The 22,615-nt window shown below is 68.5% G+C and carries 24 protein-coding genes and 1 pseudogene; 11 read left to right on the plus strand and 14 right to left on the minus strand.

Annotated features, from left to right (window positions below):
• The first annotated feature begins 59 nt into the window (after positions 1-59).
• Complete coding sequence (locus tag ACWGJP_RS10915; protein WP_452330368.1) at positions 60-980, plus strand: heme o synthase; 921 nt, start codon at positions 60-62, stop codon at positions 978-980.
• Positions 981-1,061: 81 nt separating this feature from the next.
• Here the strand turns inward: ACWGJP_RS10915 and ACWGJP_RS10920 are convergent, their stop codons facing one another.
• Both ACWGJP_RS10920 and ACWGJP_RS10925 read right to left on the minus strand, forming a co-directional pair.
• A complete protein-coding gene (locus ACWGJP_RS10920; protein WP_452329817.1) occupies positions 1,062-1,481 on the minus strand; it encodes a hypothetical protein in 420 nt (139 codons plus the stop codon).
• Positions 1,482-1,515: 34 nt separating this feature from the next.
• Complete coding sequence (locus ACWGJP_RS10925) at positions 1,516-2,631, minus strand: COX15/CtaA family protein (RefSeq protein WP_452329818.1); 1,116 nt, start codon at positions 2,629-2,631, stop codon at positions 1,516-1,518.
• A gap of 233 nt (positions 2,632-2,864) precedes the next feature.
• Between ACWGJP_RS10925 and sufB the strand changes: the two genes are divergently transcribed.
• Genes sufB through ACWGJP_RS10960 form a run of 7 tightly spaced genes read left to right on the plus strand, consistent with a single transcriptional unit; the run spans position 2,865 to position 9,441 of the window.
• Positions 2,865-4,283, plus strand: a complete 1,419-nt coding sequence (gene sufB, locus ACWGJP_RS10930; protein WP_452329819.1) for a Fe-S cluster assembly protein SufB — start codon at positions 2,865-2,867, stop codon at positions 4,281-4,283.
• Between the two features lies 1 nt (position 4,284).
• Positions 4,285-5,481, plus strand: coding sequence for a Fe-S cluster assembly protein SufD (gene sufD, locus ACWGJP_RS10935; protein WP_452329820.1), 1,197 nt, complete (start codon positions 4,285-4,287; stop codon positions 5,479-5,481).
• Positions 5,478-5,804, plus strand: a complete 327-nt coding sequence (locus tag ACWGJP_RS10940; protein ID WP_452329821.1) for a non-heme iron oxygenase ferredoxin subunit — start codon at positions 5,478-5,480, stop codon at positions 5,802-5,804. The genes sufD and ACWGJP_RS10940 overlap by 4 nt, the downstream gene beginning before the upstream one ends.
• A complete protein-coding gene (gene sufC, locus ACWGJP_RS10945) occupies positions 5,805-6,575 on the plus strand; it encodes a Fe-S cluster assembly ATPase SufC (RefSeq protein WP_452329822.1) in 771 nt (256 codons plus the stop codon).
• A 9-nt stretch (positions 6,576-6,584) separates the two neighbouring features.
• Positions 6,585-6,914: a metal-sulfur cluster assembly factor gene (locus tag ACWGJP_RS10950; RefSeq protein WP_452329823.1), complete on the plus strand. Its 330-nt coding sequence runs from the start codon at positions 6,585-6,587 to the stop codon at positions 6,912-6,914.
• An 11-nt stretch (positions 6,915-6,925) separates the two neighbouring features.
• On the plus strand, positions 6,926-8,074 hold the full coding sequence (locus tag ACWGJP_RS10955) for a MalY/PatB family protein (RefSeq protein WP_452329824.1): 1,149 nt from the start codon (positions 6,926-6,928) through the stop codon (positions 8,072-8,074).
• Entirely contained in the window at positions 8,071-9,441 is a 1,371-nt protein-coding gene (locus ACWGJP_RS10960) for an MFS transporter (protein WP_452329825.1), read from the plus strand. The genes ACWGJP_RS10955 and ACWGJP_RS10960 overlap by 4 nt, the downstream gene beginning before the upstream one ends.
• Positions 9,442-9,624: 183 nt before the next feature.
• On the opposite strand, the pseudogene ACWGJP_RS10965 reads toward ACWGJP_RS10960, so the two are convergent.
• The 4 genes and pseudogenes from ACWGJP_RS10965 to ACWGJP_RS10980 form a co-directional block, all read right to left on the minus strand.
• Positions 9,625-10,719, minus strand: a pseudogene (locus ACWGJP_RS10965) (acyltransferase family protein); the annotation flags it as partial.
• A gap of 93 nt (positions 10,720-10,812) precedes the next feature.
• Positions 10,813-11,481 carry a response regulator gene (locus ACWGJP_RS10970; protein ID WP_452329826.1) on the minus strand — a complete coding sequence of 223 codons (669 nt, stop codon included), beginning with the start codon at positions 11,479-11,481 and terminating at the stop codon, positions 10,813-10,815.
• Positions 11,478-12,788 (minus strand): sensor histidine kinase, encoded by a 1,311-nt coding sequence (locus tag ACWGJP_RS10975; protein WP_452329827.1) that lies wholly within the window; start codon positions 12,786-12,788, stop codon positions 11,478-11,480. Before ACWGJP_RS10975 ends, ACWGJP_RS10970 begins: the two co-directional genes overlap by 4 nt.
• A complete protein-coding gene (locus tag ACWGJP_RS10980) occupies positions 12,785-13,447 on the minus strand; it encodes a DedA family protein (RefSeq protein ID WP_452329828.1) in 663 nt (220 codons plus the stop codon). Before ACWGJP_RS10980 ends, ACWGJP_RS10975 begins: the two co-directional genes overlap by 4 nt.
• Positions 13,448-13,598: 151 nt before the next feature.
• Here ACWGJP_RS10980 and ACWGJP_RS10985 point away from each other — a divergent pair, with 151 nt between their 5' ends.
• Entirely contained in the window at positions 13,599-15,197 is a 1,599-nt protein-coding gene (locus tag ACWGJP_RS10985) for an ABC-F family ATP-binding cassette domain-containing protein (RefSeq protein ID WP_452329829.1), read from the plus strand.
• A 7-nt stretch (positions 15,198-15,204) separates the two neighbouring features.
• Here ACWGJP_RS10985 and ACWGJP_RS10990 read toward each other — a convergent pair whose 3' ends face one another.
• From ACWGJP_RS10990 to ACWGJP_RS11010, 5 genes are all read right to left on the minus strand, one after another.
• The gene (locus tag ACWGJP_RS10990; RefSeq protein ID WP_452329830.1) at positions 15,205-15,768 is read right to left on the minus strand and encodes a GrpB family protein; all 564 of its coding nucleotides are present in this window, start codon (positions 15,766-15,768) and stop codon (positions 15,205-15,207) included.
• 18 nt (positions 15,769-15,786) lie between these two features.
• A complete protein-coding gene (locus ACWGJP_RS10995; protein WP_452329831.1) occupies positions 15,787-16,614 on the minus strand; it encodes an SURF1 family cytochrome oxidase biogenesis protein in 828 nt (275 codons plus the stop codon).
• Positions 16,611-16,823: a hypothetical protein gene (locus ACWGJP_RS11000; protein ID WP_452329832.1), complete on the minus strand. Its 213-nt coding sequence runs from the start codon at positions 16,821-16,823 to the stop codon at positions 16,611-16,613. Before ACWGJP_RS11000 ends, ACWGJP_RS10995 begins: the two co-directional genes overlap by 4 nt.
• Positions 16,820-17,173 (minus strand): DUF3099 domain-containing protein, encoded by a 354-nt coding sequence (locus tag ACWGJP_RS11005; protein WP_452329833.1) that lies wholly within the window; start codon positions 17,171-17,173, stop codon positions 16,820-16,822. The genes ACWGJP_RS11000 and ACWGJP_RS11005 overlap by 4 nt, the downstream gene beginning before the upstream one ends.
• Positions 17,174-17,237: 64 nt before the next feature.
• Positions 17,238-17,906 (minus strand): DUF4190 domain-containing protein, encoded by a 669-nt coding sequence (locus tag ACWGJP_RS11010; protein ID WP_452329834.1) that lies wholly within the window; start codon positions 17,904-17,906, stop codon positions 17,238-17,240.
• 100 nt (positions 17,907-18,006) lie between these two features.
• Here ACWGJP_RS11010 and fabG point away from each other — a divergent pair, with 100 nt between their 5' ends.
• On the plus strand, positions 18,007-18,717 hold the full coding sequence (gene fabG / locus ACWGJP_RS11015) for a 3-oxoacyl-ACP reductase FabG (protein ID WP_452329835.1): 711 nt from the start codon (positions 18,007-18,009) through the stop codon (positions 18,715-18,717).
• Between the two features lie 4 nt (positions 18,718-18,721).
• Here the strand turns inward: fabG and ACWGJP_RS11020 are convergent, their stop codons facing one another.
• From ACWGJP_RS11020 to ACWGJP_RS11030, 3 genes are read right to left on the minus strand one after another with little or no spacing between them, the layout of a single operon-like run.
• Positions 18,722-19,420: an alpha/beta fold hydrolase gene (locus tag ACWGJP_RS11020; protein WP_452329836.1), complete on the minus strand. Its 699-nt coding sequence runs from the start codon at positions 19,418-19,420 to the stop codon at positions 18,722-18,724.
• A gap of 41 nt (positions 19,421-19,461) precedes the next feature.
• The gene (serB, locus tag ACWGJP_RS11025) at positions 19,462-20,097 is read right to left on the minus strand and encodes a phosphoserine phosphatase SerB (RefSeq protein ID WP_452329837.1); all 636 of its coding nucleotides are present in this window, start codon (positions 20,095-20,097) and stop codon (positions 19,462-19,464) included.
• 34 nt (positions 20,098-20,131) lie between these two features.
• Positions 20,132-21,376, minus strand: a complete 1,245-nt coding sequence (locus ACWGJP_RS11030) for a glucose-1-phosphate adenylyltransferase (protein ID WP_452329838.1) — start codon at positions 21,374-21,376, stop codon at positions 20,132-20,134.
• Between the two features lie 46 nt (positions 21,377-21,422).
• Here ACWGJP_RS11030 and glgA point away from each other — a divergent pair, with 46 nt between their 5' ends.
• Positions 21,423-22,607 carry a glycogen synthase gene (gene glgA, locus ACWGJP_RS11035; protein ID WP_452329839.1) on the plus strand — a complete coding sequence of 395 codons (1,185 nt, stop codon included), beginning with the start codon at positions 21,423-21,425 and terminating at the stop codon, positions 22,605-22,607.
• Positions 22,608-22,615 lie beyond the last annotated feature (8 nt).

The raw sequence follows: 22,615 nt of genomic DNA on the forward strand, positions 1-22,615 counted from the left end.
CGCCGCGCGGAAGGCGTGCCGTAGAATGAGCCGGGTATGCCCATCGGCTTAAGGAGGGGATCGAGATCTCGACGCAGACGCAGTCGGTCACGGCCAAGAAGTCGCTCGGACGCACGGTGAAGGCCTACGTGGCGCTCACCAAGCCCCGTGTCCTCGAACTCCTGCTGGTCTCCACCGTCCCGGTGATGTTCCTCGCACAGGGCGGTCTGCCCGACCTCTGGCTCGTGCTCGCGACCGTCATCGGCGGGTCCATGAGCGCGGGCTCCGCCGCAGCGTTCAACATGTATCTCGACCGCGACATCGATGCGCACATGCACCGTACGGAGAATCGTCCGCTCGTCACGGGTGAGGTCTCGCCGCGCGGTGCGCTCGTCTTCTCCTGGGTGATGGCCGTCGGATCCACGATCTGGCTGCTCGTCACGACCAACTGGCTCGCCGCGGCGCTGTCCGCCGGCGCGATCTTCTTCTACGTCGTCATCTACACGATGATCCTCAAGCGCCGCACGGAGCAGAACATCGTCTGGGGCGGGATCGCCGGCTGCTTCCCCGTGCTCATCGGCTGGGCTGCGGTGACGGGGTCCCTGGACTGGCCTGCCTTCATCCTCTTCCTGCTCGTCTTCCTCTGGACGCCGCCGCACTACTGGCCGCTGTCGATGAAGTACCGGGGCGACTACGAGGACGTCGACGTGCCCATGCTGGGCGTCACCCGCAACGCCTCGCAGGTCGGCCTCCAGGTGATCCTGTACGCCTGGGCCACCATCGCGTGCTCCCTGCTCCTCATCCCGGTGGCCGGCATGGGCGTGGTCTACTCGGTGTCGGCCCTCGTCTTCGGCGGATGGTTCATCTACGAGTCTCACCGTCTGTATAACCAGGCGGTGCGTGGTTCGGAGCCGCGCCCGATGCGCGTGTTCCACGCGTCGATCACCTATCTGACCCTGATCTTCGTCGCGGTCGCCGTCGATCCGCTGCTCCCGTTCTGATCGCGAGGAACGCCCGTCCGCCGAGGACTCTCGTGCCTGCCGAAGGCCGAGCATCCGCTCGTCGGACGGGCGTTTCATCCGTCACCGGGTGATCGCCGGCTCCGCCTGCTCAGCGTCGACCTCGGACGACGTGTCGGAAGTCTCGGCCTCCGTCGCTCCGGTCGGGTCCGCCGACTCGCTCTCGTCGTCGTCCGACCCCTGTGCCGTCCAATCGATCGCCTCGACGACCTCGACCGCAGGCCGTGGCAGCAGAGCCCTCGCTGCGGCGAGGGCGAGGGCGAGGAAGAGCCCGATCACTCCGCCGGCGAGCAGCGCGCCGGCCAGCACCACCCACGCCTGGCCTGCGTAGACCTCGACGCCGGTGGCGGTTCCGTCGAGCAGCGTCGTCGTCATGACGCCGATCTGATCGGTGGCTATCCAGCCGCCGATGCCGATCGCGGCGAGGGAGAGGACGAGCAGCAGCCAGAAGGGGATGCTCCGTAGGAGCGCTGTGTTCTTCATAGGGCCAACCCTGACGGGGGACCCGGTGCGTTCCTTATGCGGAGATTGTGGATGCGCTGTGCGCCGTCGCGACGGGCGGCACCGGCGTGCGCTTCAGGTTCAGCACGACGACGGTGTACGCGGCCGCCGACAGCGAGGCGAGCACCATGTGCGTGCCGACGAGGATCTCGGGCAGACCCTCACGGGCCTGCCACACCCCGACGGCGATCTGGACGAGGATCACCCCGGTGAGGGCGAGGAGCCAGCGCTGCAGCGGATATCTGCGGATCAGGGCCGTGACGGTGAGCGTGAGGACGAGGACGGCGAGGATGTATCCGGGCCAGGAGTGCACGTGCGCGAGGACGGTCGCGTCGAAACCGTTGCGGACGACGTTCTCATCGCCGGAGTGCGGTCCGTTGCCCGTCGTCAGGACGCCGAAGAGGATCGTCGCCGCGAGTGCGACGCCCGTGACGTGCGTGAGGATCGCGAACCACCGGGGGACGACGCGCTCGCGCGGACCGGGGACGGCGGCGAGCCGGACGAGATACGCCGCCGTGACGCACACGAGCACGAGGGACGACGTGTAGTGGAATCCCACGATGAAGGCGTTGAGGTCCGTGACGACGGCGAGGCCGCCGACGACGGCCTGCGCCATGACGCCGGCCAGGACGAGCCAGGCGAGGACGGCGAGGTCCTTGCGCTGGGCGATGCGACGGATCGAGTCGATCGCCGCGACGAGGACGGCGAGCAGGAGAACGGCGGAGAAGGCGAACGCGCCAAGACCTGATGCGGCGGTCGTGAGGTACGCCGCGAACCCGAGGACGATGCCCCCCAGGGCGAACCAGACGGCTCGCAGGACCGCGCCGCGGCCGGTGACGGCGGACAGGGTGAGGAACAGCACGGCCAGGGCGAGGATGCCGACGAGGCCGGTCATCGTCCTGTTGCCGAACTCGATGATCCCGTGGATGCCCTGCTCAGGCAGCGGGACGAGGGACTCCGGCGTGCACAGCGGCCATTCGGTGCACCCGAGGCCCGAGCCGGTGAGCCGGACGGCACCGCCGGTGCCGATGATCACGACCTCCGCGAGGAAGGACAGCCACGCCAACACCTTCAAGGGCGTCGAGAAGCGTGCGGTCGTGACGGCGAGGGGTTCGGCGGTGCGCTCGGGCATGGGTCCTCCGGTTCCCTCCGGACGCCGGGGATCGGCCCGGATGTCAGGGGGAACCTGTAGAATCGGATTGTTGCGATGCGCGCGAGAAGCGCGAGATGCATCAACAACAGTTTAGGCGCGACGATCGCGCCGGTGATGAGGGCCCCAGAGCGGCATCCCACCCCGTTCTCCCGACGGGGCTACGGCATGCCGGAGCGGATGACACCGTCTGGGCCTGAAGAGGAGAGTGTGTGATGTCGGATGTGCTGATCGACCGCCCGGAGCTCGAAGGTCTGGGGGTGTACGAGTTCGGCTGGCACGACCCCGACGCCGCCGGCGCGAGCGCGAAGCGGGGCCTCTCCGAGGCCGTCGTGCGCGATATCTCCGCCCTCAAGAGCGAACCCGAGTGGATGCTCAAGACGCGTCTCAAGGGCCTCGGACTGTTCGGCCGCAAGCCGATGCCGACCTGGGGCGCCGATCTCAGCGAGATCGACTTCGACAACATCAAGTACTTCGTCCGCTCGACGGAGAAGCAGGCGCAGTCCTGGGAGGATCTCCCCGAGGACATCCGCGAGACCTACGAGCGGCTCGGCATTCCCGAAGCCGAGCGCCAGCGCCTCGTCGCCGGTGTCGCCGCCCAGTACGAGTCCGAGGTCGTCTACCACCAGATCCGCGAGGACCTGGAGGAGCAGGGCGTCATCTTCATGGACACCGACACGGCGCTGCGCGAGCACCCGGAGTTCTTCCAGGAGTACTTCGGCACCGTCATCCCGGCCGGTGACAACAAGTTCGCGGCGCTCAACACCGCGGTGTGGTCGGGCGGCTCGTTCGTGTACGTGCCCAAGGGCGTGCACGTGGAGATCCCGCTGCAGGCCTATTTCCGGATCAACACCGAGAACATGGGCCAGTTCGAGCGCACGCTGATCATCGCCGATGAGGACAGCTACGTCCATTACATCGAAGGCTGCACGGCGCCGATCTACAAGTCCGACTCGCTGCACTCCGCGGTCGTCGAGATCATCGTGAAGAAGAACGCCCGCGTGCGCTACACCACGATCCAGAACTGGTCGAACAACGTCTACAACCTCGTCACCAAGCGCGCCGTCGCCCACGAGGGCGCGACGATGGAGTGGGTCGACGGCAACATCGGCTCCAAGGTGACGATGAAGTACCCGTCGATCTACCTCATGGGCGAGCACGCCAAGGGCGAGACGCTCTCCGTCGCCTTCGCAGGGCCCGGCCAGCACCAGGATGCCGGCGCGAAGATGATCCACATGGCGCCATACACGCAGTCGTCGATCGTCTCGAAGTCGATCGCCCGTGGCGGCGGCCGCGCAGGCTACCGCGGCGAGGTCCGTGTGGATGCGAATGCGCATCACTCCGCCAACACCGTGCGCTGCGACGCGTTGCTCGTCGACACGCAGTCGCGCTCCGACACCTATCCCGCCATCGACATCCGTGTCGACGACGTCCAGCTCGGGCACGAGGCGACGGTCTCGAAGGTCAGTGAAGAGCAGCTGTTCTACCTGCAGTCGCGCGGTATGCCGGAGGACGAGGCGATGGCCATGATCGTGCGCGGCTTCATCGAGCCGATCGCACGCGAGCTGCCGATGGAGTACGCGATGGAACTGAACAAGCTCATCGAGATGGGCATGGAAGGATCGGTCGGCTGAGATGACGACCCAGACCACGACGCCCAGCGCGTCGCAGGATTCCCGCGCGCACGTGGACCCCGCCGCACAGGTCGCGGACGCCGGATTCGTGCCGGTGCAGACGCGCTCCGAGCGCCCGCATTCCTTCGAGCCGGCGGACTTCGGCACGCCGACGGGGCGCGAGGTGAACTGGAAGCACACGCCGATCGCTCAGCTCGACGCTCTGCTGCGTGACGAGGCGGGGGACGCGGATGCGATCTCCTACGATCTGGATGCCGTCGAGGCCTTCCTCACCCCGGAAAGCGACGGGTACGGCGAGTTCTTCCGTCCGGAGGATCTCCCCAGCGCGCTCGCCTGGAAGCACGGACCGCGCGGTCTGCACATCCAGGTGCCGGCCGAGACGGAGATCGCCGAACCGATCATCGTGCCGATCACGGGCGCGGCGATCGACAAGCGCGGCTTCGCGCAGATCCTCATCGAAGCGCAGCCGCATGCGCGCGCCACCGTCGTGCTCGAGCACTCGGGTTCGGCGCAGTACGCGCAGAACGTCGAGATCATCGCGCGGGACGGATCCGCGCTCACCGTCATCAGCCTGCAGCGCTGGGACGACGACGCCGTGCATGCCGCGGCCCATCAGGCGACCGTCGGTGCGGATGCCACGCTGAAGCACTTCGTCATCACCTTCGGTGGCGCGCTGGTGCGCGTCAACCCGAGCGTCGAGCTCACGGGGGCGGGCGCCGAGGGATACCTGTACGGGCTGTCCTACGCCGACGCCGGACAGCACCTCGAAAGTCAGGTGTACCTGCACCACAAGGGCGCGCACACCACCGGCGACGTGCTCTACAAGGGTGCACTCCAGGGCGAGGGTGCTCACAGCGTGTGGATCGGCGACGTCCTCATCGGCAAGGACGCGACCGGCACCGACTCCTACGAGGCGAACCGCAACCTGGTGCTCACCGAAGGCGCGCGCGCGGATTCGATCCCGAACCTCGAGATCGAGACGGGCGACATCCAGGGCGCAGGCCACGCCAGTGCCACCGGACGTTTCGACGACGAGCAGCTCTTCTACCTCCAGGCCCGGGGCATCACGGAGGAGGAGGCGCGCAGGCTCGTCGTGCTCGGCTTCCTCAGCGACATCGTGCAGCGTCTCGGCATCCCCTCGCTCGAGGAGGAGCTGCTGGCCCGCATCGAAGCCGAACTGGCGGAGGTGAGCGCGTGAGCGCGCAGCGCGCCTGTGCCCTGAGCGACCTCGAGCAGGACACCCCGCTGCGCGTCGAGCTCGATGGCGTCCCCATGGCGCTGGTGCTCGATTCCGAGGGAACCGTCCACGCCATCGGAGACACCTGCACTCATGGCGACATCTCCCTGTCCGAGGGCTTCGTCGAGGGCGACACGCTGGAGTGCTGGGCGCATGGCTCGGCCTTCTCGCTGTGCACCGGCAAGCCCCAGAATCTCCCTGCTTTCGAGCCCGTCCCGGTCTACATCGTCGAGATCGACGGAGACGACGTGCTCATCGACCCCACCGTTACGAAGGAAGTCTGAATGTCTGTTCTCGAGATCCGCGATCTGCACGTGACAGTCGAGACCGAGGCGGGGACGACCCCGATCCTCAACGGCATCACGCTCACCATGAAGACCGGTGAGACCCACGCCATCATGGGCCCGAACGGCTCCGGCAAGTCCACGCTCGCTTACACGATCGCCGGTCACCCGAAGTACACGGTCACCGGTGGATCGATCACCTTCGACGGCGAGGACGTTCTGGAGATGAGCGTCGACGAGCGTGCGCGCGCCGGTCTCTTCCTCGCCATGCAGTACCCGGTGGAGATCCCGGGCGTCACGGTGACGAACTTCCTCCGCACGGCGAAGACCGCGCTGGACGGCGAGGCGCCGTCGATCCGCTCCTGGACCAAGGATGTCAAGGAGGCCATGGGCAATCTGCGCATGGACCCGAAGTTCGCGCAGCGTAACGTCAACGAGGGCTTCTCGGGCGGAGAGAAGAAGCGTCACGAGATCCTCCAGCTCGAGGTGCTCAAGCCGAAGTTCGCCGTGCTCGACGAGACCGACTCCGGTCTCGATGTCGACGCGCTGAAGATCGTGTCCGAGGGCGTCAACCGCGCCAAGGAGGCGACCGGTCTCGGCGTCCTCCTCATCACGCACTACACCCGGATCCTGCGCTACATCCGACCCGACTTCGTGCACGTCGTCGTCGCGGGGAAGATCGTCGAAGAGGGCGGCCCCGAGCTCGCAGACCGGCTGGAGGACGAGGGCTACGACCGCTTCCTCGACCCCGCCGCCCCTCTCGAGGCGTAGGCTGAACGCATGACGGCCACGCTTGCAGGCGAGAAGTACGATGAGGTCACCGAGGCGCTCAAAGACGTCATGGACCCGGAGCTCGGGATCAATGTCGTCGACCTCGGGCTGATCTACGACCTCGCCTGGGATGAGGAGAACGACGCGCTCGTGATCCACATGACCCTCACCAGCGCCGGCTGCCCCCTGACGGACGTGCTCGAAGAGCAGACGGCCCAGGCGCTGGACAACGTCGTGGAGCGATTCCGCATCAACTGGGTGTGGATGCCGCCGTGGGGTCCCGAGCGGATCACGGACGACGGCCGCGACATGATGCGCGCCCTCGGCTTCGCGATCTGATCCGCCCGGAGATGCAGCGGGTGGAAGCACTCCCGCTCGAGAAGCTCCGTGAGCGCTCCAGCGAGAAGTGGCGGGAGTATCCGGCGGATGTGCTGCCGATGTTCGTCGCCGAGACGGATTTCCCTCTCGCGCCCGAGGTGTCGCGCGTGCTCGAGCGCGCCGTCGCTCTCGGCGATACGGGCTACATCGCGTCGCGGACGGCGCTTCCTGAGGCCTTCGCCGCCTTCGCTCGACGGCGCTACGGCTGGGACCCCGATCCTGCGCGGATGCGCCCGACAGCGGACGTCAGCATGGGCATCGTCGAGATCCTGCGGCGGGTGACCGAACCCGGTGACAGGGTCGTGGTGATGCCGCCGGTGTATCCGCCGTTCTACGACCTCGTCGAGGAGGCGGGTGCCGTCGTCGAGCGGGTGCCGCTGCGGGATACCGGCGATGGCTGGGAGATCGACGTCGACGGCGTCGAGCATGCCGTCGACCAGGGCGCCACCGCGATCCTGCTCTGCAATCCGCACAATCCCACCGGAACGGTGCACTCGGCGGCTTCGCTGGCGGCGCTGGCAGATCTCGCCGCGTCGCGGTCGGTCTCCGTCGTCTCCGATGAGATCCACGCGCCCCTGGCTCAACCGGGAACGGGCTTCACTCCTTTCCTCGCGGTGTCGGACGCGGCGCGCGAGGTCGGCTTCGCGGTGGTCAGCGCCAGCAAGGCCTTCAATCTGGCAGGGCTCAAGTGTGCGCTGATGGTGACCGCGGCTGATGAGCCGACGAGGGTCGTCCGCGGGATGCCGATCGAGGTCGTCTGGCGCACGGGGCAGTTCGGCCTGCTGGCGGCCGTGGCTGCGTTCGGCGAGGAGAGCGATCCGTGGTTGGACGGCCTGCTGCACACTCTGGACGGCAACCGGCGTCTCCTCGCCGAACTGCTCACGCAGCACCTGCCGGAGGTCGGCTATCGCGTGCCGGACGCTGGCTATCTCGGCTGGCTCGACCTCGGTCCACTGGAATGGGGCGACCGTCCTGCCCGACGGATCCTCCGCGAAGCGAAGGTGGCTCTTCAGGACGGACGTCCGTTCGGTGCGGAAGGTGAGGGATTCGCCAGGATCAACTTCGGCACGAGCGCCGAGATCATCACGGAGGCGATGATGCGCATCGCCGCGCTGCGATGAGCGCGCTGCGGCCGACGGCCGAGGCGTCGATCTGGGATGCGGAGCGGCGGTGGATCACCGCCGGCGCCGTCGCGTTGATCTTCCTCGCGGCGATCGAGTCGCTCGCCGTCACCACCGTGATGCCCGTGGTCAGCGCCGCGCTCGACGGGGAGTCGCTGTACGCGGTCGCGTTCGCGGGCACGCTGGCGACGAGCGTCATCGGCATGGTGGCGAGCGGCGCCTGGTCCGACTCCCGAGGTCCCCGCGGAGCACTGTACGCTGCGGTGACGCTCTTCCTCGTCGGGCTGGTGATCTCCGGCGCCGCCGTGTCGATGCATCAGTTCCTCCTCGGACGCCTCGTGCAGGGACTCGGGGCCGGGGGACAGACCGTCGCGCTCTACGTCGTCGTCGCGCGGCTGTATCCGCCGCACCTGCATGGCCGGGTGTTCGCGGCCTTCGCGGCCGCATGGGTCGTGCCGTCGATGATCGGCCCGTTCCTCGCCGGTGCGGTCGCCGACTATCTGGACTGGCGATGGGCCTTCCTGGGCGTCGCCGTGCTCACGGCCCTCGCTTTCCTCACCGTCGCCGTCCGGCTCCGCGGTGTGGACCTCGGAACGGGCGAGCCCATGGAGAAGCGCGTCGTGGCGGTCCGGCTGCTTCTCGCGCTGGCCGTTGCCGCATCCGCCGTCGTCGTGGGCTTCTCGGCGGATGCGCCGCCCGCGCTCGGCTGGCCGATCGCCGGCACGGCCGTCGTCCTGATCGGCCTCGCCCTGCTGCGCCTGATGCCGCCCGGCACGCTGCGCGCCGGGCGGGGGCTGCCCAGCGTCGTCCTCCTGCGAGGAATCGTGGCCGGTGCGTTCTTCGCGGCTGAGGCGTACATCCCCTACCTCCTCATGGAGCGCTTCGGATTCACGGCGACGTTCGCGGGGATCGCCCTGATGTTCGCGGCCTTCGCCTGGGCGGGCGCCTCAGCGCTGCAGGGCCGCTTCGGCGAGCGCCTCGGCAACACCCGCATCGCCCTCATCGGCCTGTCGCTCGTGCTCGCCGCGCTTCTCGCCGTGCTCTGCACCACCCTGCTCGGCGCGTCGCCGGTGGTGGTGATCCTCGGGTGGATGCTCGCCGGCGGTGGGATGGGCCTGCTCTACCCGCGGCTCACCGTGCTCACCCTCGCGTACTCGGATGAGGCCAACCAGGGGTTCAACTCCTCGGCCCTCTCGATCTCCGACGCCGCCGGCTCCGCCGTGGCGATCGCTCTCGCCGGTCTTCTCGTCGCCACGCTCGGCGGCGGCGTCGGTGCGTTCGGCGCGGTGTTCGCGTTCGCCATCGTTCTCGTGCTCGTCGGCGCGATCCCGGGGCTGCGCCTCGGACATGCCGCCGAGCGGCGCTGAGCGGCTGCAGCGCAGCGCGCAGGCGAAGAGTGCGACGGCGATGGCCGCGGTGAGCGGCGTCGTCCCGACGACGAGGAGCAGGACGACGCCGGCGAGGCCAGCCGGCACTGCGAGGGAGAGCCTGACCGCCGACGCCGTGGCGCGCGGCGGGCGCGCCGTCTCGCCACGCGCCAGACCAAGCGCGACGAGCGCCGTGAGCGCGAGCGTGGAGAGCACCCAGAGCGGGCGGGTCGCCCACCAGCTCGCCGTGCCAGGATCGGGCAGCGGTGTCCCCGTGCCGATGGCGAACAGGGCAAGGATGCCCGCCATCGACAGGAGAACGGGCATGTGCCAGAGGTAGACGGTCATCGCGCGTCTGCAGACGAAGTGGCGGATCGGTGCGATCAGGCGGTGCCCGCTCCACTGCGTCAGCCGCTCCCGATGAAGGGAGAGCAGCATGGTGTGGGCGACCCCGACGAGGATCAGTGCCGTGGTGGGGGGATTGAGGTGCGCGATGAGATCCGGCGACCAGACCCCGGCGAGCATCGCGACGGCGAGCACGCCGACGGAGGAGAGGAGCAGACCGCGACGGATGGCCGGGGGGAGCGCATCGAGCACCCCATCGGCGAGGAGGAATCCGATCTGCTGCACGGCGAGCCAGACGAAGGCGAGATTGGCGAAGCCGATGCCATCGAACCCGGTCGCCGCTCTGACGACGTCGACGCTGACCGCCGCACCGACGAGCACCGCCAGCGTCCGAAGCGGTGCACGGTCATGCAGGGAGAGCATGGCTGGAAGCAGAGCCTGGCAGAGCAGGAACACGCCGAGGAACCAGAGCGGCTGCGCGAATCGGTAGCCGGCGATGACCAGAACCTCGTGAGCGACGCCGGCCCCGGCGAGGATCACCAGCGCTGAACCGGCCGTCCCGATGGCGATGGTCGCGGGCAGCAGCAGGCGATGAAGCCGTCCGGCGACGAAGGCCCTCGCTGTCCCGCCGCGGGCCAGCGAGCGTCGGTACGCACTCGCGCCGGCGAAGCCCCCGATGACGAAGAACAGCGGCATCACCTGCAGGACCCAGCTCACCGGCACGATCCACGGTGACCCCTCACTCGCGTTCGCGAAGACCGGTGCCCCCTCGGAGACGGTCACCCCGACCATGAGCGCGTGCAGCACGACCACGCCGATCACACAGGCAGCGCGGACGAGGTCGATGCCGGCATCCCGCCTGGTGGTGCGTGCGCCGTCACGATGCGGTGCGGTCGGAACCCCGGAAGCGGGGTGTGTTGTCAGGACGGTCATGGCGCCTCCTCTGCGTCGTGAGGAGGCTATGCAGGCGGTGCCGGTGCGGACATCACCCGTCGGAGCGGTCGTACCCCATACGGGGGTATGAGATCAGGCCGGCTCGACGAGGCCTGCGTCGTAGGCGAAGATCACGGCTTGCACGCGGTCGCGGGCGGCGAGCTTCGCGAGCACCTTGCCGACATGCGTCTTCACGGTCTGCTCCGCGATGAACAGCTCCGTGGCGATCTCAGCATTGGAGAGCCCTCGGCCGATGAGGACGAGAACCTCGCGCTCGCGCTCGGTGAGCTCGGACAGCTGCGGCCCGAGCCGCGAGCCGCGGGGCTTCTGCGCGGCGAAGCGCTCGATCATTCGACGGGTGACGCTCGGGGCGAGCAGGGCGTCGCCGGCCGCTACGACGCGGACCGCCTGGACGAGCTCCTCCGGCAGCGCATCCTTCAGGAGGAACCCGCTCGCACCCGCGCGGAGCGCGTCGTACACGTAATCGTCGATGTCGAAAGTCGTCAGCATGATGATCCGCGGAACCTTCGCCGCCGGATAGTCCGCCCCGAGTATCCGCGACGTCGCCTGGATCCCGTCGAGTTCCGGCATCCGCACGTCCATGAGGATCACATCCGGGTCGAGCCGTGCGGCGAGGCGAACGGCTTCGGCGCCGTTCGCGGCCTGCCCGGTCACCCTGATCCCCTCGTGCGCGTCGAGGAGGGCTGCGAAGCCTGCCCGTACCATGGCCTGGTCGTCTGCGATGAGCACATCGATCGTCATACGGAGCCTTCCTGGAAGGGGGCGGGATGCCGGGGGAGTGTCGCCGAGACCCTCCAGATGCCTTCCGCGTCGACGCCGGCCGTGAGCGCCCCGCCGAGGAGGGTGGCGCGCTCGTTCATGCCGCGCACGCCGTGACCGCTCGTCAACGCTTCGGATGCCGCGTCGGTGGTCGGATTGCGGACGGACAGCGTGAGCGAGGCCTCGTCCGTGCGGAGCACGACCTCGATCGCCGTACCTGGCGCATGCCGGACGGCGTTGCTGAGCGCCTCCTGGATGATGCGATAGGCGGCGATCTGCGTGGCGGGGGAGATGTCACCGCTGACTTCGGTCGTGAGCGCCACCTCGGCGCCGGCGCGGCGCACGGTCTCCACCAGCGCGGGGACGTCGTCGACGCCGCGCTGCGGTGCGAGCTCGAGCTCCTGATCCTCGGTGCGGAGCACGCCGAGGATCCGGCGCATCTCGGTGAGTGCACTGCGGGCGGAGGCGGCGATGTCCTCGAATTCCTGAGCGGCGTCGTCGGTGAGCTCCGGCACGCGGTATCGCGCGGTGGATGCCTGCACCTGAATGACCGACATCCCGTGCGCGACGACATCGTGCAGCTCCCTGGCGATCCGCGTGCGCTCCTCGACGAGCTCGCGTCTGGCCTGCTCCTGCGCCGTGTGCGCGCGCTCCCTGGTGAGCTCACGGCCGAGACGGAGCCGCCCTGCCAGCAGCACGGCCAGAAGATAGATGCCGCCCACGACGGCTGTCGTGACGATCAGCGAGTTGGCACTGGGGATCGCCGGGAGCATGATCGCCGCAACGAGCCCTGCGGCCGTGCCGAGCGCGAGCTGGACGAGCCCCCTGCGCCAGCCGTACTGGAAGGTCGTCGTGGTCACGATCACGGCGAAGGCGAGCAGCATCGGCACCGACCACGGCCACGGTCCGCCGAGAGACGGATCTCTGGACACGGTGAGCGGGATGAGCAGCGCGGGGCCCGTGAAGAGCACCATCGCGAGGTCGGGATGGGTGACCGACACCAGCGGCGCGGCCGTGGCAGCCGCACCCAGCAGCATCGTGACGGCGACCGCGCTGCCGTAGGCGCCCGCCTGCACGGGAACGAGCACGCTGTAGAGGGCGACCGCGACGATGCCGAGGACAATGAGCAGCGCGATGCGCCGCTCGTGAGCCGTGTACTCTCGGCGGACGCGCTTCATGCGGGTTCTCCGGCGCTTCTGCCCTGAGCCCGCGCCCGCATCCTCCGGCGTCTCGGTCCGAGGGGTCCGTGAGGCGCGCGCACTCCGCTTGCTCGCCCTCATGGGTGTCATCCTGCCATCCTTGCGGGCTCGCCGCGGCGCACCTCGCCCTCGCATCCGCTCTCGGCCGCGGCTGCGGTGCGACGCCGTCGCCGCGCAGCGATCCGATCGACGACGATGCCGATGGTCACGGCGAGGACGATCCCGAGGACCGCGCTCAGAAGGGGCTGATCCTCCAGCCAGTGGCCGGCGAGCATCCCGATGCCCGCGCTGTACGCGGCCCACGTCGCTCCAGCCATGGCGCTCAGCGGGAGGAACCGCCGCCACGGATAGCCGAGGGCTCCCGCCGACATGTTGACGGCGACGCGGCCGATGGGGATGTAGCGTGCTCCGAGGATCAGTCCGGCACCGTTGCGAGCGAGGGTGCGTTGCGCCCAGCCGAAGGCGGAGGCGATGCGCGGTCTGCGCATCCACGTGAACCGGGTCGTCCCGACCGCCCGCCCGATCGCGTAGGCGATGTTGTCGCCGATCATCGCGCCGAGCGCTGCCACCGCGCACAGAGCCAGGATGCTGGCATCCCCCGTGGACATCGCGACCGCCGTCGCTGCGACGAGCACCGTCTCGCTCGGGATCGGCGGGAAGAACCCGTCGATCACAGCCGTCGCGAACATGACGGGCAGCAGCCACGGCGAGGCGACAGCCTGCAGGATGATCTCGTTGATGACGTCCACGCTTCGACGCTACGGAGCGCGGGCGCCGTAGGCATCACTCTCGAGTATCGTCCGCGTCATACCGCAGAGGGGTCTTCCAGCCCGCTCGTCCTATACTGGGAGGCTGGCCCATCGGGTCTTCCCATCCCCTCCTGACGAACGGACATCCGCTGTGCTCGCCGTGCACGACCTCGAGATCCGCGTTGGTGCGCGCCTGCTGATGGAGAACGTGTCGTTCCGCGTCTCCGACGGAGACAAGATCGGCCTCGTCGGCCGCAACGGCGCGGGCAAGACCACGCTGACCAAGGTGCTGGCCGGCGACCTCCTGCCGTCCGGGGGAGAGGTGACCCGCTCCGGAGAGCTGGGCTACCTCCCGCAGGACCCGCGCTCCGGCGATCCCGAGATGCTCGCCCGCACGCGCATCCTCGACGCCCGAGGTCTCGGCTCGCTCGCCCTCGGCATGGCGCAGGCCACCGTCGACATGGGATCGGACGACCCGGCCGTCGCCGACAAGGCCATGAAGCGCTACGCGCGCCTCACCGAGCAGTTCGAGGGGCAGGGCGGCTACGCCGCGGAGGCGGAGGCGGCGTCGATCGCGAACAACCTCTCGCTGCCGGACCGCATCCTCGACCAGCCGCTGAAGACGCTCTCCGGCGGTCAGCGGCGCCGCATCGAACTCGCCCGCATCCTGTTCTCGGATGCGGACACGATGATCCTCGACGAGCCGACCAACCACCTCGACGCCGACAGCGTGGTGTGGCTGCGCGAGTTCCTGAAGAACTACAAGGGCGGCCTCATCGTCATCAGCCACGACGTGGAGCTCGTCGGGGAGACGGTCAACCGCGTCTTCTACCTCGATGCGAATCGTCAGGTCATCGACGCGTACAACATGAACTGGAAGAACTACCTCCGCCAGCGCGCCGCCGATGAGGAGCGCCGCAAGAAGGAGCGGGCGAACGCGGAGAAGAAGGCGACGACCCTGCAGCAGCAGGCCGCGCGCTTCGGTGCCAAGGCCTCCAAGGCCGCCGCGGCGCATCAGATGATGGCGAGAGCCGAGAAGCTGCTTGCGGGTCTCGATGACGTCCGCCAGGAGGACAGGGTTGCGAAGCTCCGGTTCCCGAAGCCTGCTCCGTGCGGGAAGACCCCGCTGATGGCGTCAGGGTTATCGAAGTCCTATGGCTCGCTGGAGATCTTCACCGATGTCGACCTGGCGATCGACCGCGGCTCGAAGGTCGTGGTCCTCGGCCTGAACGGTGCGGGCAAGACGACGCTGCTGAGGATGCTCGCCGGTGTCGACCAGCCGGACACGGGCCAGCTCGAACCGGGGCACGGTCTGAAGGTGGGCTACTACGCGCAGGAGCACGAGAACCTCGACGTGAACCGCTCGGTGCTGGAGAACATGGTGTCGGCGGCGCCGCACATCACCGAGACCGAGGCGCGCAAGGTCCTCGGCTCGTTCCTGTTCACCGGAGACGACGTCCTGAAGCCCGCCGGCGTGCTCTCCGGCGGAGAGAAGACGAGGCTCTCGCTGGCGACGCTGGTGGTGTCATCGGCCAACCTCCTGCTGCTCGACGAACCGACGAACAACCTCGATCCCGCGTCCCGCGAGGAGATCCTCGGCGCACTGGCGCACTACGAGGGCGCTGTCGTGCTCGTCTCGCACGACCCCGGTGCGGTGCAATCGCTGAACCCCGAGCGCGTGCTCATCCTCCCCGACGGCGTGGAGGACATCTGGAACCAGGAGTATCAGGACCTCATCGAACTGGCCTGAGCCGGGCTCAGCGTCGTTCGCGGATGAAGTCGCCCTTGGCCTCGACGTAGGCGATTCTGTCGTTCGGGTGCCGCCGGGCGAGCCGGGCCTTGAGCGCCGCATAGGCATCGCGGTCCGCGGCAGAGGTCCTCAGTCGGTCTCTGAAGTCGATGTAGTGGTGCCAGGCATCGGTCCCGTGTTCGAGAACGTGGACGTTCATCAGCCGGACACGCGGATCGAGTTCATAGCCGTACAGTCGATCAGGGCGGATTCCGTTTGCCTCGCCGCGGAAGCTCAAACCGAGTCGCGTCAGCCAGGCGTCGACGTCCGGCAAGACAGCACCGGCATCGACCGGAACGGTGAGCGCCACGGCGACGTCGAGGATCGGCTTGGCCGCGAGTCCCGGCACCGCGGTGGAACCGATGTGCTCGATCGATCGAACGGCTGCCGGTGCGGATTCCATCAGAAGGTCCCGCACCCTGTCGAACACGTGGTGCCATCGACGCGTCGGTGAGGCGAGAACGACCCTGCCTCGGAGAAGTCCGAGCTCAGCACCGGCGAAGGCGGCAGCGAGCTGTTGCGGAGGTGACACGGTCCTGCTCCTCGTGCGTCAGCGCGAGACCGGCTCGGCGTCGAGGAGCTCGTCCTCGGCATCCGCGTCGCGATCCCTGCGGCGCTTCTTCGGTGCGCTCGGCCTGCCCTCGACGTCCTCGCGGTGCTTCTGGATCTCCGTCCGGATGATGTACCCGATGAAGACGAAGCCCATGATCGCGAAGAGGATCCACTGGATGGCGTAGGAGAGGTTCATGCCGGAGTCCTCCTCCGGCTTCTCGAAGCCGCCGAGCGGCGTCGACGGAGCGGGGTCCTCCGAGACGAGTTCGCCATACGCCGTCGTGATCGCATCCGCCTCGTCGAGCGCATCGGCGACGGTGGGGAGATGGATGGTCGGCACCTGGCCCTCGGGCGCGGAGCGCCCTGACGGCGGCAGCACTTCACTCGGACGCATCCGCACGACGACGGTGACCTGACCAGACGGCGGCTCGGGAACCGCCTCCGTCTCGTCGCCGGAGGCCGCCCCGACCCAACCGCGATTGACGATGAGGAGTCGACCGTCCGGCGTGCGGAAGGGCACGAGGATCTCGTAGGTGTTCGTTCCTCCGTTGACGCGATTGCGCACCGCGATGTGCTCTCCGGGGACGTACTCGCCCACGAGCATCACCTGTCGCCATTCGTCCGTCTCCGGCGCGAAGCGATCGTTATCGCCCATCACCGCGTCGAGCGCGACAGGGGCGGCGTCGTAATTGGCCTCGACGAGGGCGATCGTGGCGTTCTTCTCCTCCGACCGGGAGAACTGCCAGTGGGACAGGAATCCGCAGGCGATCGCGAAGCAGATCGCCACGGCGACATACGCGCACCACCGGGCCGCACGGCTGCTCATATGCTCACCTCGTCGTCGGCCGGGACGCCGCTCTGCACCGATACCGGGAAGTCCCTCGCGCGGAGGTACTCGCTGAGAAAGTCCACGTGCTCGTCGCAGGCCAGCCAGATCTTCCGGCGATCCTCGGCGTGGATGCGAGGATTGCGCCAGATCACGTGATGCGTCGCGGCCTCCCGGCATCCTGCCCGTGAGCACTCCAGGGCGCTCATCGCGCCCCGTCCTCGCCTGCGCGACGCTCCTCGATCCGGAGCACGTCCGGTTGCTCGGCTGGCTCAGCCGGCTGCGGAGGCGCGGTGAGCTCCTGCTGCGGAGACTCCGCGCCGACGACCCTCGCATCGCTGCCGGTGTTCGCTGCCACGACGGCGATGTACGGCAGCACGGCCGCCGCGATGCCGAACACCCAGGTGTACCAGCCGTAGGGCGTGACGAGGACCATGAGGGCGAAGCAGAGGATCCTGATGCCCATCGAGATGAGATATCGGCGCGTGCGGGAGTCTGCCTCGACCTTCGGCGACTGCGGAAGCGAGGTGACGGATGCGGCATCCCGGGTGCGTTTCACGATGCCTCAAGCCTACGCCGCGCAGAGACCGGCGCGGGCCTTGGCACGCCCTTCTCCGCAGGCCTCAGGACGTGAGGAAAGGCACGCTGAAGGCGCCGAAGGCGACGATGGCGAGGATGCCGAAGAGGAGAAGGATGATGCTGATCGCGATCGGCACGTAACCGAGGATGAGCCCGGTGAGGGCCATGCCCCGCCCGCCCAGTGCCGGGTTCCGCTTGATCTGCGACAGCGAGATGTGGCCCATGACGACCGCGGCGAGGGAGATGAAGATGGGGACGATGATCGCGAAGATCAGCCAGCTGAACACGATGCCCGCGATCCCGCAGATGAGGGTCGCGAGCGCGAGCCCATTGGTGGGCCGCGCAGCGGCATACGCCGGGTATGCCGGGGCAGGGTATCCGGGAGCGGCAGGCGCCTGATAGACCGGTGCTGCGGGGGCGGAGTACGTCGGCGCACTCGGGTACGCGGGGGCGGCAGGGTAAGGCTGTCCTGCGGGGGCCGCGGGGATCGGATGGACGGGCTGCGCAGAACCCGGGTATCCGGGAATCGCGCCTGCGGGTGCGGCCGGCGGCACGGGCGGAATCTGCTGCGGAGCGGCGGGGGTCGTCGCGTGACCGGCCGGGAACGGCGGCGGCGTCGTCGGCTGCACGGCCTCGGCCGGGAACGACTGCTGCGGCCCCGGCTGCGGAGGCAGATAGGGGTTGCTCGAATTCTGAGTGCTGTTGTCGCTCACGATGCGCCTTTCGTCACGCACAGGCTCTCAGCCGGGAAGGTGGGTGTCAAACGGCCCGATAGGATTGCCGAGCCCGAGTCCACCGATCTGGAGTGAAGTCATGAGCGAAGGACGCGTCGTCCTTGTCACCGGAGGCAACCGCGGTATCGGCCGCGCGATCGCGGAGCGCTTCCTCCGGGACGGCTACCGGGTCGCCGTGACGGCGCGCAGCGGCGAGGGGCCTGTCGGCGCGCTCACCGTGCGCGCCGACGTCACCGATGCCGCGGCCGTCGACGCCGCGTTCACCGAGGTGGAGCAGCGACTCGGCCCGGTGGAGATCGTCGTGGCGAACGCGGGGATCACGAAGGACACGCTGCTCCTGCGCATGAGCGAGGAGGACTTCGACAGCGTCGTCTCCACGAACCTCGGCGGATCGTTCCGTGTCGTCAAGCGCGCCTCGAAGGGGATGCTGAAGGCCAGGTTCGGTCGTGTCATCCTCATCTCGAGCGTCGTGGGCCTCTACGGCTCCGCTGGGCAGATCAACTATGCGGCCTCCAAGAGCGCACTCGTCGGCTTCGCCCGTTCGCTCACCCGGGAGCTGGGCGGACGAGGGATCACGGCGAACGTCGTCGCTCCCGGATTCATCGAGACCGATATGACGGCGGAGCTCCCCGAGGAGACGCAGAAGCAGTACAAGGCGAACATCCCGGCAGGCCGTTTCGCGACCGCGGACGAGGTCGCCGGTGTCGTCACCTGGATCGCCGGGGACGATGCGGCGTACATCTCCGGCGCCGTCATCCCCGTCGACGGCGGCCTCGGGATGGGGCACTGACCCCTCAGGGCCGCTGCCGCACGGCATCCTCAATCACGCCTGCGAGGCGATCGGGGACGCTGAACTGCGGCCAGTGACCGGAGCCGATGGCGACGACCGTCGCATCATGGATGGCGCGGTACTCCTCTCCGTACGGCCCCCAGTCGTCGATCTCCGCCTCCAGGCCCTGCTGATCGAGTGAGCCCATCAGGAGGGTGACCGGTACTCGATGGCGCCCCCCGTTCAGCGCGATGGAGCCCGTCGGAACCCGTGCGGGCACGCTCAGGGTGAGAGCCTCGGTGGCCGCTCGCGTCTCCGGCGGAAGATCGGCCGTCTCCTCGGGCGGGAAGAACTCCCAGCCGGGGAACGGGATCACGCCGTCGACGACGGCGAACTCGGCGATCGAGGCGCCGGGCGGCGGGGGAACGGTGTCGACGAGGATGACGCGCCGCACACGGTCTGGTCTGGCGTCGGCAGCGCCCCAGGCGACGTTGCCACCGCCGCTGTGACCGACGATCACGACGTCGCCCGTGAGCTCGTCGATGCGTTCCACGACCGCATCCACCCAGTCGGAGATCCCGATCTCCGAAGATCGTTCTGCCGGCTCGCCGACTCCCGGCATCGTCAGGGCATGCACACGATGACCTGCGGCGGTGAGAGCGGGGGATACCCCGCTCCATGAAGAGCCGTCGAGCCAGAGACCGGGGATCAGGATGATGTCCATCCCCTGACGCTACGCGCGGCCTCCGACACCCGCCAGGGGGATCAGGGCAGGAGCGCGATGACCTCTCGCAGGTCCACCGCGTCGATGACGAGATCGGCCTGCTGTCGCGCAGCGGGCTTCGCGTTGAAGGCGAGGCCGAGACCCGCCTCCGCGAGCATCAGGAGATCGTTGGCTCCGTCGCCGATCGCCACGGTCGCCGTCCGCGCGATGCCGAGATCGTCGGCCCACTCCCTGAGCGAGGCCGCCTTCGCAGCCGCGTCCACGATGTCGCCGTCCACGCGGCCGGTCAGAGCGGCATCCGCGACCTGCAGCCTGTTCGCGCGCCAGCGGTCGACGCCCAGCTCGGGCGCGATCTCATCGAGGATCTCGTGGAAGCCGCCGGAGACCACGCCGACGACCCCGCCCTTCGCGTGCACGGCAGCGGTGAGCTCGCGAACGCCCGGCGTCGGTTCGATGCGCGAGATGACACGTGCGAAGGCGTCCGTCGGTACGCCGGCGAGCGCCTCTACTCGAGAGCGCAGACTGGTCGCGAAGTCGACCTCGCCGCGCATCGCCGCCTCGGTCGCCGCCTGCACCTCCTCGCGACGCCCCGCCTCATCGGCGAGGAGCTCGATCACCTCGTTGCGGATGAGGGTGGAATCGGCATCGAGGACGACGAGGAAGCGCGGGGAACTCACGGACGAAAGCTTATGGCACCCCGTGCCCTCCGCCTTACCGCGCGACGCGGATGCCCTTGCCGACCACGGTGATGCCGGAATCCGTCACCGTGAACCCGCGCGAGAGATCGAGTTCGCGGTCGACGCCGACCGTCGCGCCGTCCTCGAGGACGACGTTCTTGTCGAGCACGGCCCTGTGCACGCGCGCACCCTGGCCGATGTGCACATGGTCGAAGAGCACCGAATCGGTGATCGTGGAGCCACCACCGGCGAGCGTCCACGGTCCGACCACGCTGCGTTCGAGATGGGTGCCGGACAGCACGGAGCCGAGCGAGACGATCGAATCGATCGCATTGCCGATCCGGCCGACCGAATCCCGCACGAACTTCGCCGGCGGCGAGTTCACGGCCTGGGAGTGGATCGGCCACTCCATGTTGTAGAGATTGAAGACGGGCAGCGTGGAGATGAGGTCCATGTGCGCGTCGAAGAAGGAGTCGATCGTTCCGACATCCCGCCAGTAGGCGCGATCGCGCGGCGACGAGCCTGGCACGTCGTTGCGCTTCATGTCGTAGTAGCCGGCTTCGCCGCGGGAGACGAAGTAGGGGATGATGTCCCCGCCCATGTCGTGACCGGACGTGGTCAACTCGCCGTCGGCCTCGACGGCGGCGATGAGTGCATCCGCATCGAAGATGTAGTTGCCCATCGACACCAGCACCTCATGCGGGGAGTCCGGAAGGCCGGCGGGGCTCGTCGGCTTCTCCAGGAAGTCCTTGATGAGGCCTGAACCCTCAGGATCGGCGTCGATCACGCCGAACTGCGACGCGAGCGCGAGGGGCTGCCGGATGCCGGCTACCGTCGCCTTGGCTCCGGAGGCGACGTGGGCCTCGAGCATCTGCCGGAAGTCCATCCGGTAGACGTGGTCGGCGCCGATGACGACGACGATGTCCGGCTTCTCGTCATTGATGAGATTCAGGCTCTGCAGGATCGCATCGGCCGATCCCGAGAACCAGCGCTTGCCGAGCCGCTGCTGCGCGGGGACCGAGGTCACGTAGGAGTCCAGGAGGGCCGACATGCGCCAGGTCTGCGAGATGTGCCTGTCGAGGCTGTGCGACTTGTACTGGGTCAGGACCACGACCTGTCTCAGCCCCGAGTTGATGAGGTTCGAGATCGCGAAGTCGATGAGGCGGTACTGCCCGCCGAAGGGCACCGCCGGTTTCGCTCTGTCCGCCGTGAGAGGCATGAGTCGCTTGCCCTCGCCGCCGGCGAGGATGATCCCGAAGACTTTCAGCGGTGCCGCCATGGCTCAACCATAGATCCCCAGAGCCCGGCTGTACTACCGTTCAGACATGCGCGTCGACATGATCACGAAGGAATACCCGCCGGAGATCTACGGCGGTGCCGGTGTGCATGTGACCGAGCTCGTCTCGGCGCTGCGCGAGGGCACCGATGTGCGGGTGCGGGCGTTCGGGGCCGATCGATCAGAGCAGGGGACGATCTCGTACCGGACGCCTGCTGAGCTGGCATCCGCGAACCCGGCGATCCAGACCCTCGGCACCGATCTCGCGATGGTCGGCGACATCGCCGGTGCCGATCTCGTGCACAGTCACACCTGGTACGCGAACTTTGCGGGACACCTCGCCTCGCAGCTGCATGGGATCCCGCATGTGCTCACGGCCCACAGCCTGGAACCGCTGCGGCCCTGGAAGGCCGAGCAGCTCGGCGGCGGCTACGCCGTCTCGAGCGGCATCGAGCGCCTCGCCTACGAGAACGCAGCGGCGATAGTCGCCGTGAGCGCAGGGATGCGCGCAGACATCCTGCGCAGCTACCCGCAGGTCGATCCTGCGAGGGTGCGCGTGATCCACAACGGCATCGACGTGGAGAAGTGGCACCCGGTGGAGGATCCGGCGTTCCTGGAGAGCATCGGGATGGATCCCGGACGACCCTCCGTGGTCTTCGTGGGGCGCATCACGAGGCAGAAGGGCCTGCCGTACCTGCTGCGTGCGGCGGCCGAACTGCCGCCGGAGGTGCAGCTCGTGCTGTGCGCCGGCGCGCCTGACACGCCCGAGATCATGGCTGAGGTGCAGGAGGGCGTGCGCCTTCTGCAGCGGAGCAGGCAGGGCGTGATCTGGATCGAGAGGATGCTCCCGCGGGAGCAGCTGTCCGCGATCCTCACGGCGGCGACGACATTCGTGTGCCCCTCGGTCTACGAGCCGCTCGGCATCGTCAACCTCGAGGCGATGGCGTGCGGTGCGGCCGTCGTCGGTACGGCGACCGGGGGGATTCCGGAGGTGGTGGACGACCACGTGACCGGCAGGCTCGTCCCGATCGAGCAGGTGCAGGACGGCACTGGCACGCCCGTCGATCCCGATGTCTTCGTCGCCGAGCTCGCGGGCGTCCTGACCGAGGTCGCGATGGATCCGGAGCGTGCTCGCGCCTACGGGGATGCCGGCCGGGAGCGGGCGAGAAGCGCCTTCAGCTGGCAGGCGATCGCCGACACCACCCGCGCGCTCTACGCCGAGCTGATCGACTGAGCCGATAG

The organism is Microbacterium sp. NPDC055903 (assembly GCF_053615555.1).

Excerpts from the sequence above, each read along its gene's own strand:
- ACWGJP_RS10970 (WP_452329826.1), bottom strand. The coding sequence starts at position 11,481 with ATGACGATCGATGTGCTCATCGCAGACGACCAGGCCATGGTACGGGCA.
- sufD (WP_452329820.1), top strand. The coding sequence starts at position 4,285 with ATGACGACCCAGACCACGACGCCCAGCGCGTCGCAGGATTCCCGCGCG.
- ACWGJP_RS10955 (WP_452329824.1), top strand. The coding sequence starts at position 6,926 with ATGCAGCGGGTGGAAGCACTCCCGCTCGAGAAGCTCCGTGAGCGCTCC.
- ACWGJP_RS11000 (WP_452329832.1), bottom strand. The coding sequence starts at position 16,823 with ATGAGCGCCCTGGAGTGCTCACGGGCAGGATGCCGGGAGGCCGCGACG.
- ACWGJP_RS10950 (WP_452329823.1), top strand. The coding sequence starts at position 6,585 with ATGACGGCCACGCTTGCAGGCGAGAAGTACGATGAGGTCACCGAGGCG.
- glgA (WP_452329839.1), top strand. The coding sequence starts at position 21,423 with ATGCGCGTCGACATGATCACGAAGGAATACCCGCCGGAGATCTACGGC.
- fabG (WP_452329835.1), top strand. The coding sequence starts at position 18,007 with ATGAGCGAAGGACGCGTCGTCCTTGTCACCGGAGGCAACCGCGGTATC.
- ACWGJP_RS10925 (WP_452329818.1), bottom strand. The coding sequence starts at position 2,631 with ATGCCCGAGCGCACCGCCGAACCCCTCGCCGTCACGACCGCACGCTTC.
- sufB (WP_452329819.1), top strand. The coding sequence starts at position 2,865 with ATGTCGGATGTGCTGATCGACCGCCCGGAGCTCGAAGGTCTGGGGGTG.
- ACWGJP_RS11020 (WP_452329836.1), bottom strand. The coding sequence starts at position 19,420 with ATGGACATCATCCTGATCCCCGGTCTCTGGCTCGACGGCTCTTCATGG.
- ACWGJP_RS10995 (WP_452329831.1), bottom strand. The coding sequence starts at position 16,614 with ATGAGCAGCCGTGCGGCCCGGTGGTGCGCGTATGTCGCCGTGGCGATC.
- ACWGJP_RS11030 (WP_452329838.1), bottom strand. The coding sequence starts at position 21,376 with ATGGCGGCACCGCTGAAAGTCTTCGGGATCATCCTCGCCGGCGGCGAG.
- ACWGJP_RS10920 (WP_452329817.1), bottom strand. The coding sequence starts at position 1,481 with ATGAAGAACACAGCGCTCCTACGGAGCATCCCCTTCTGGCTGCTGCTC.
- ACWGJP_RS10960 (WP_452329825.1), top strand. The coding sequence starts at position 8,071 with ATGAGCGCGCTGCGGCCGACGGCCGAGGCGTCGATCTGGGATGCGGAG.
- ACWGJP_RS10975 (WP_452329827.1), bottom strand. The coding sequence starts at position 12,788 with ATGACACCCATGAGGGCGAGCAAGCGGAGTGCGCGCGCCTCACGGACC.
- sufC (WP_452329822.1), top strand. The coding sequence starts at position 5,805 with ATGTCTGTTCTCGAGATCCGCGATCTGCACGTGACAGTCGAGACCGAG.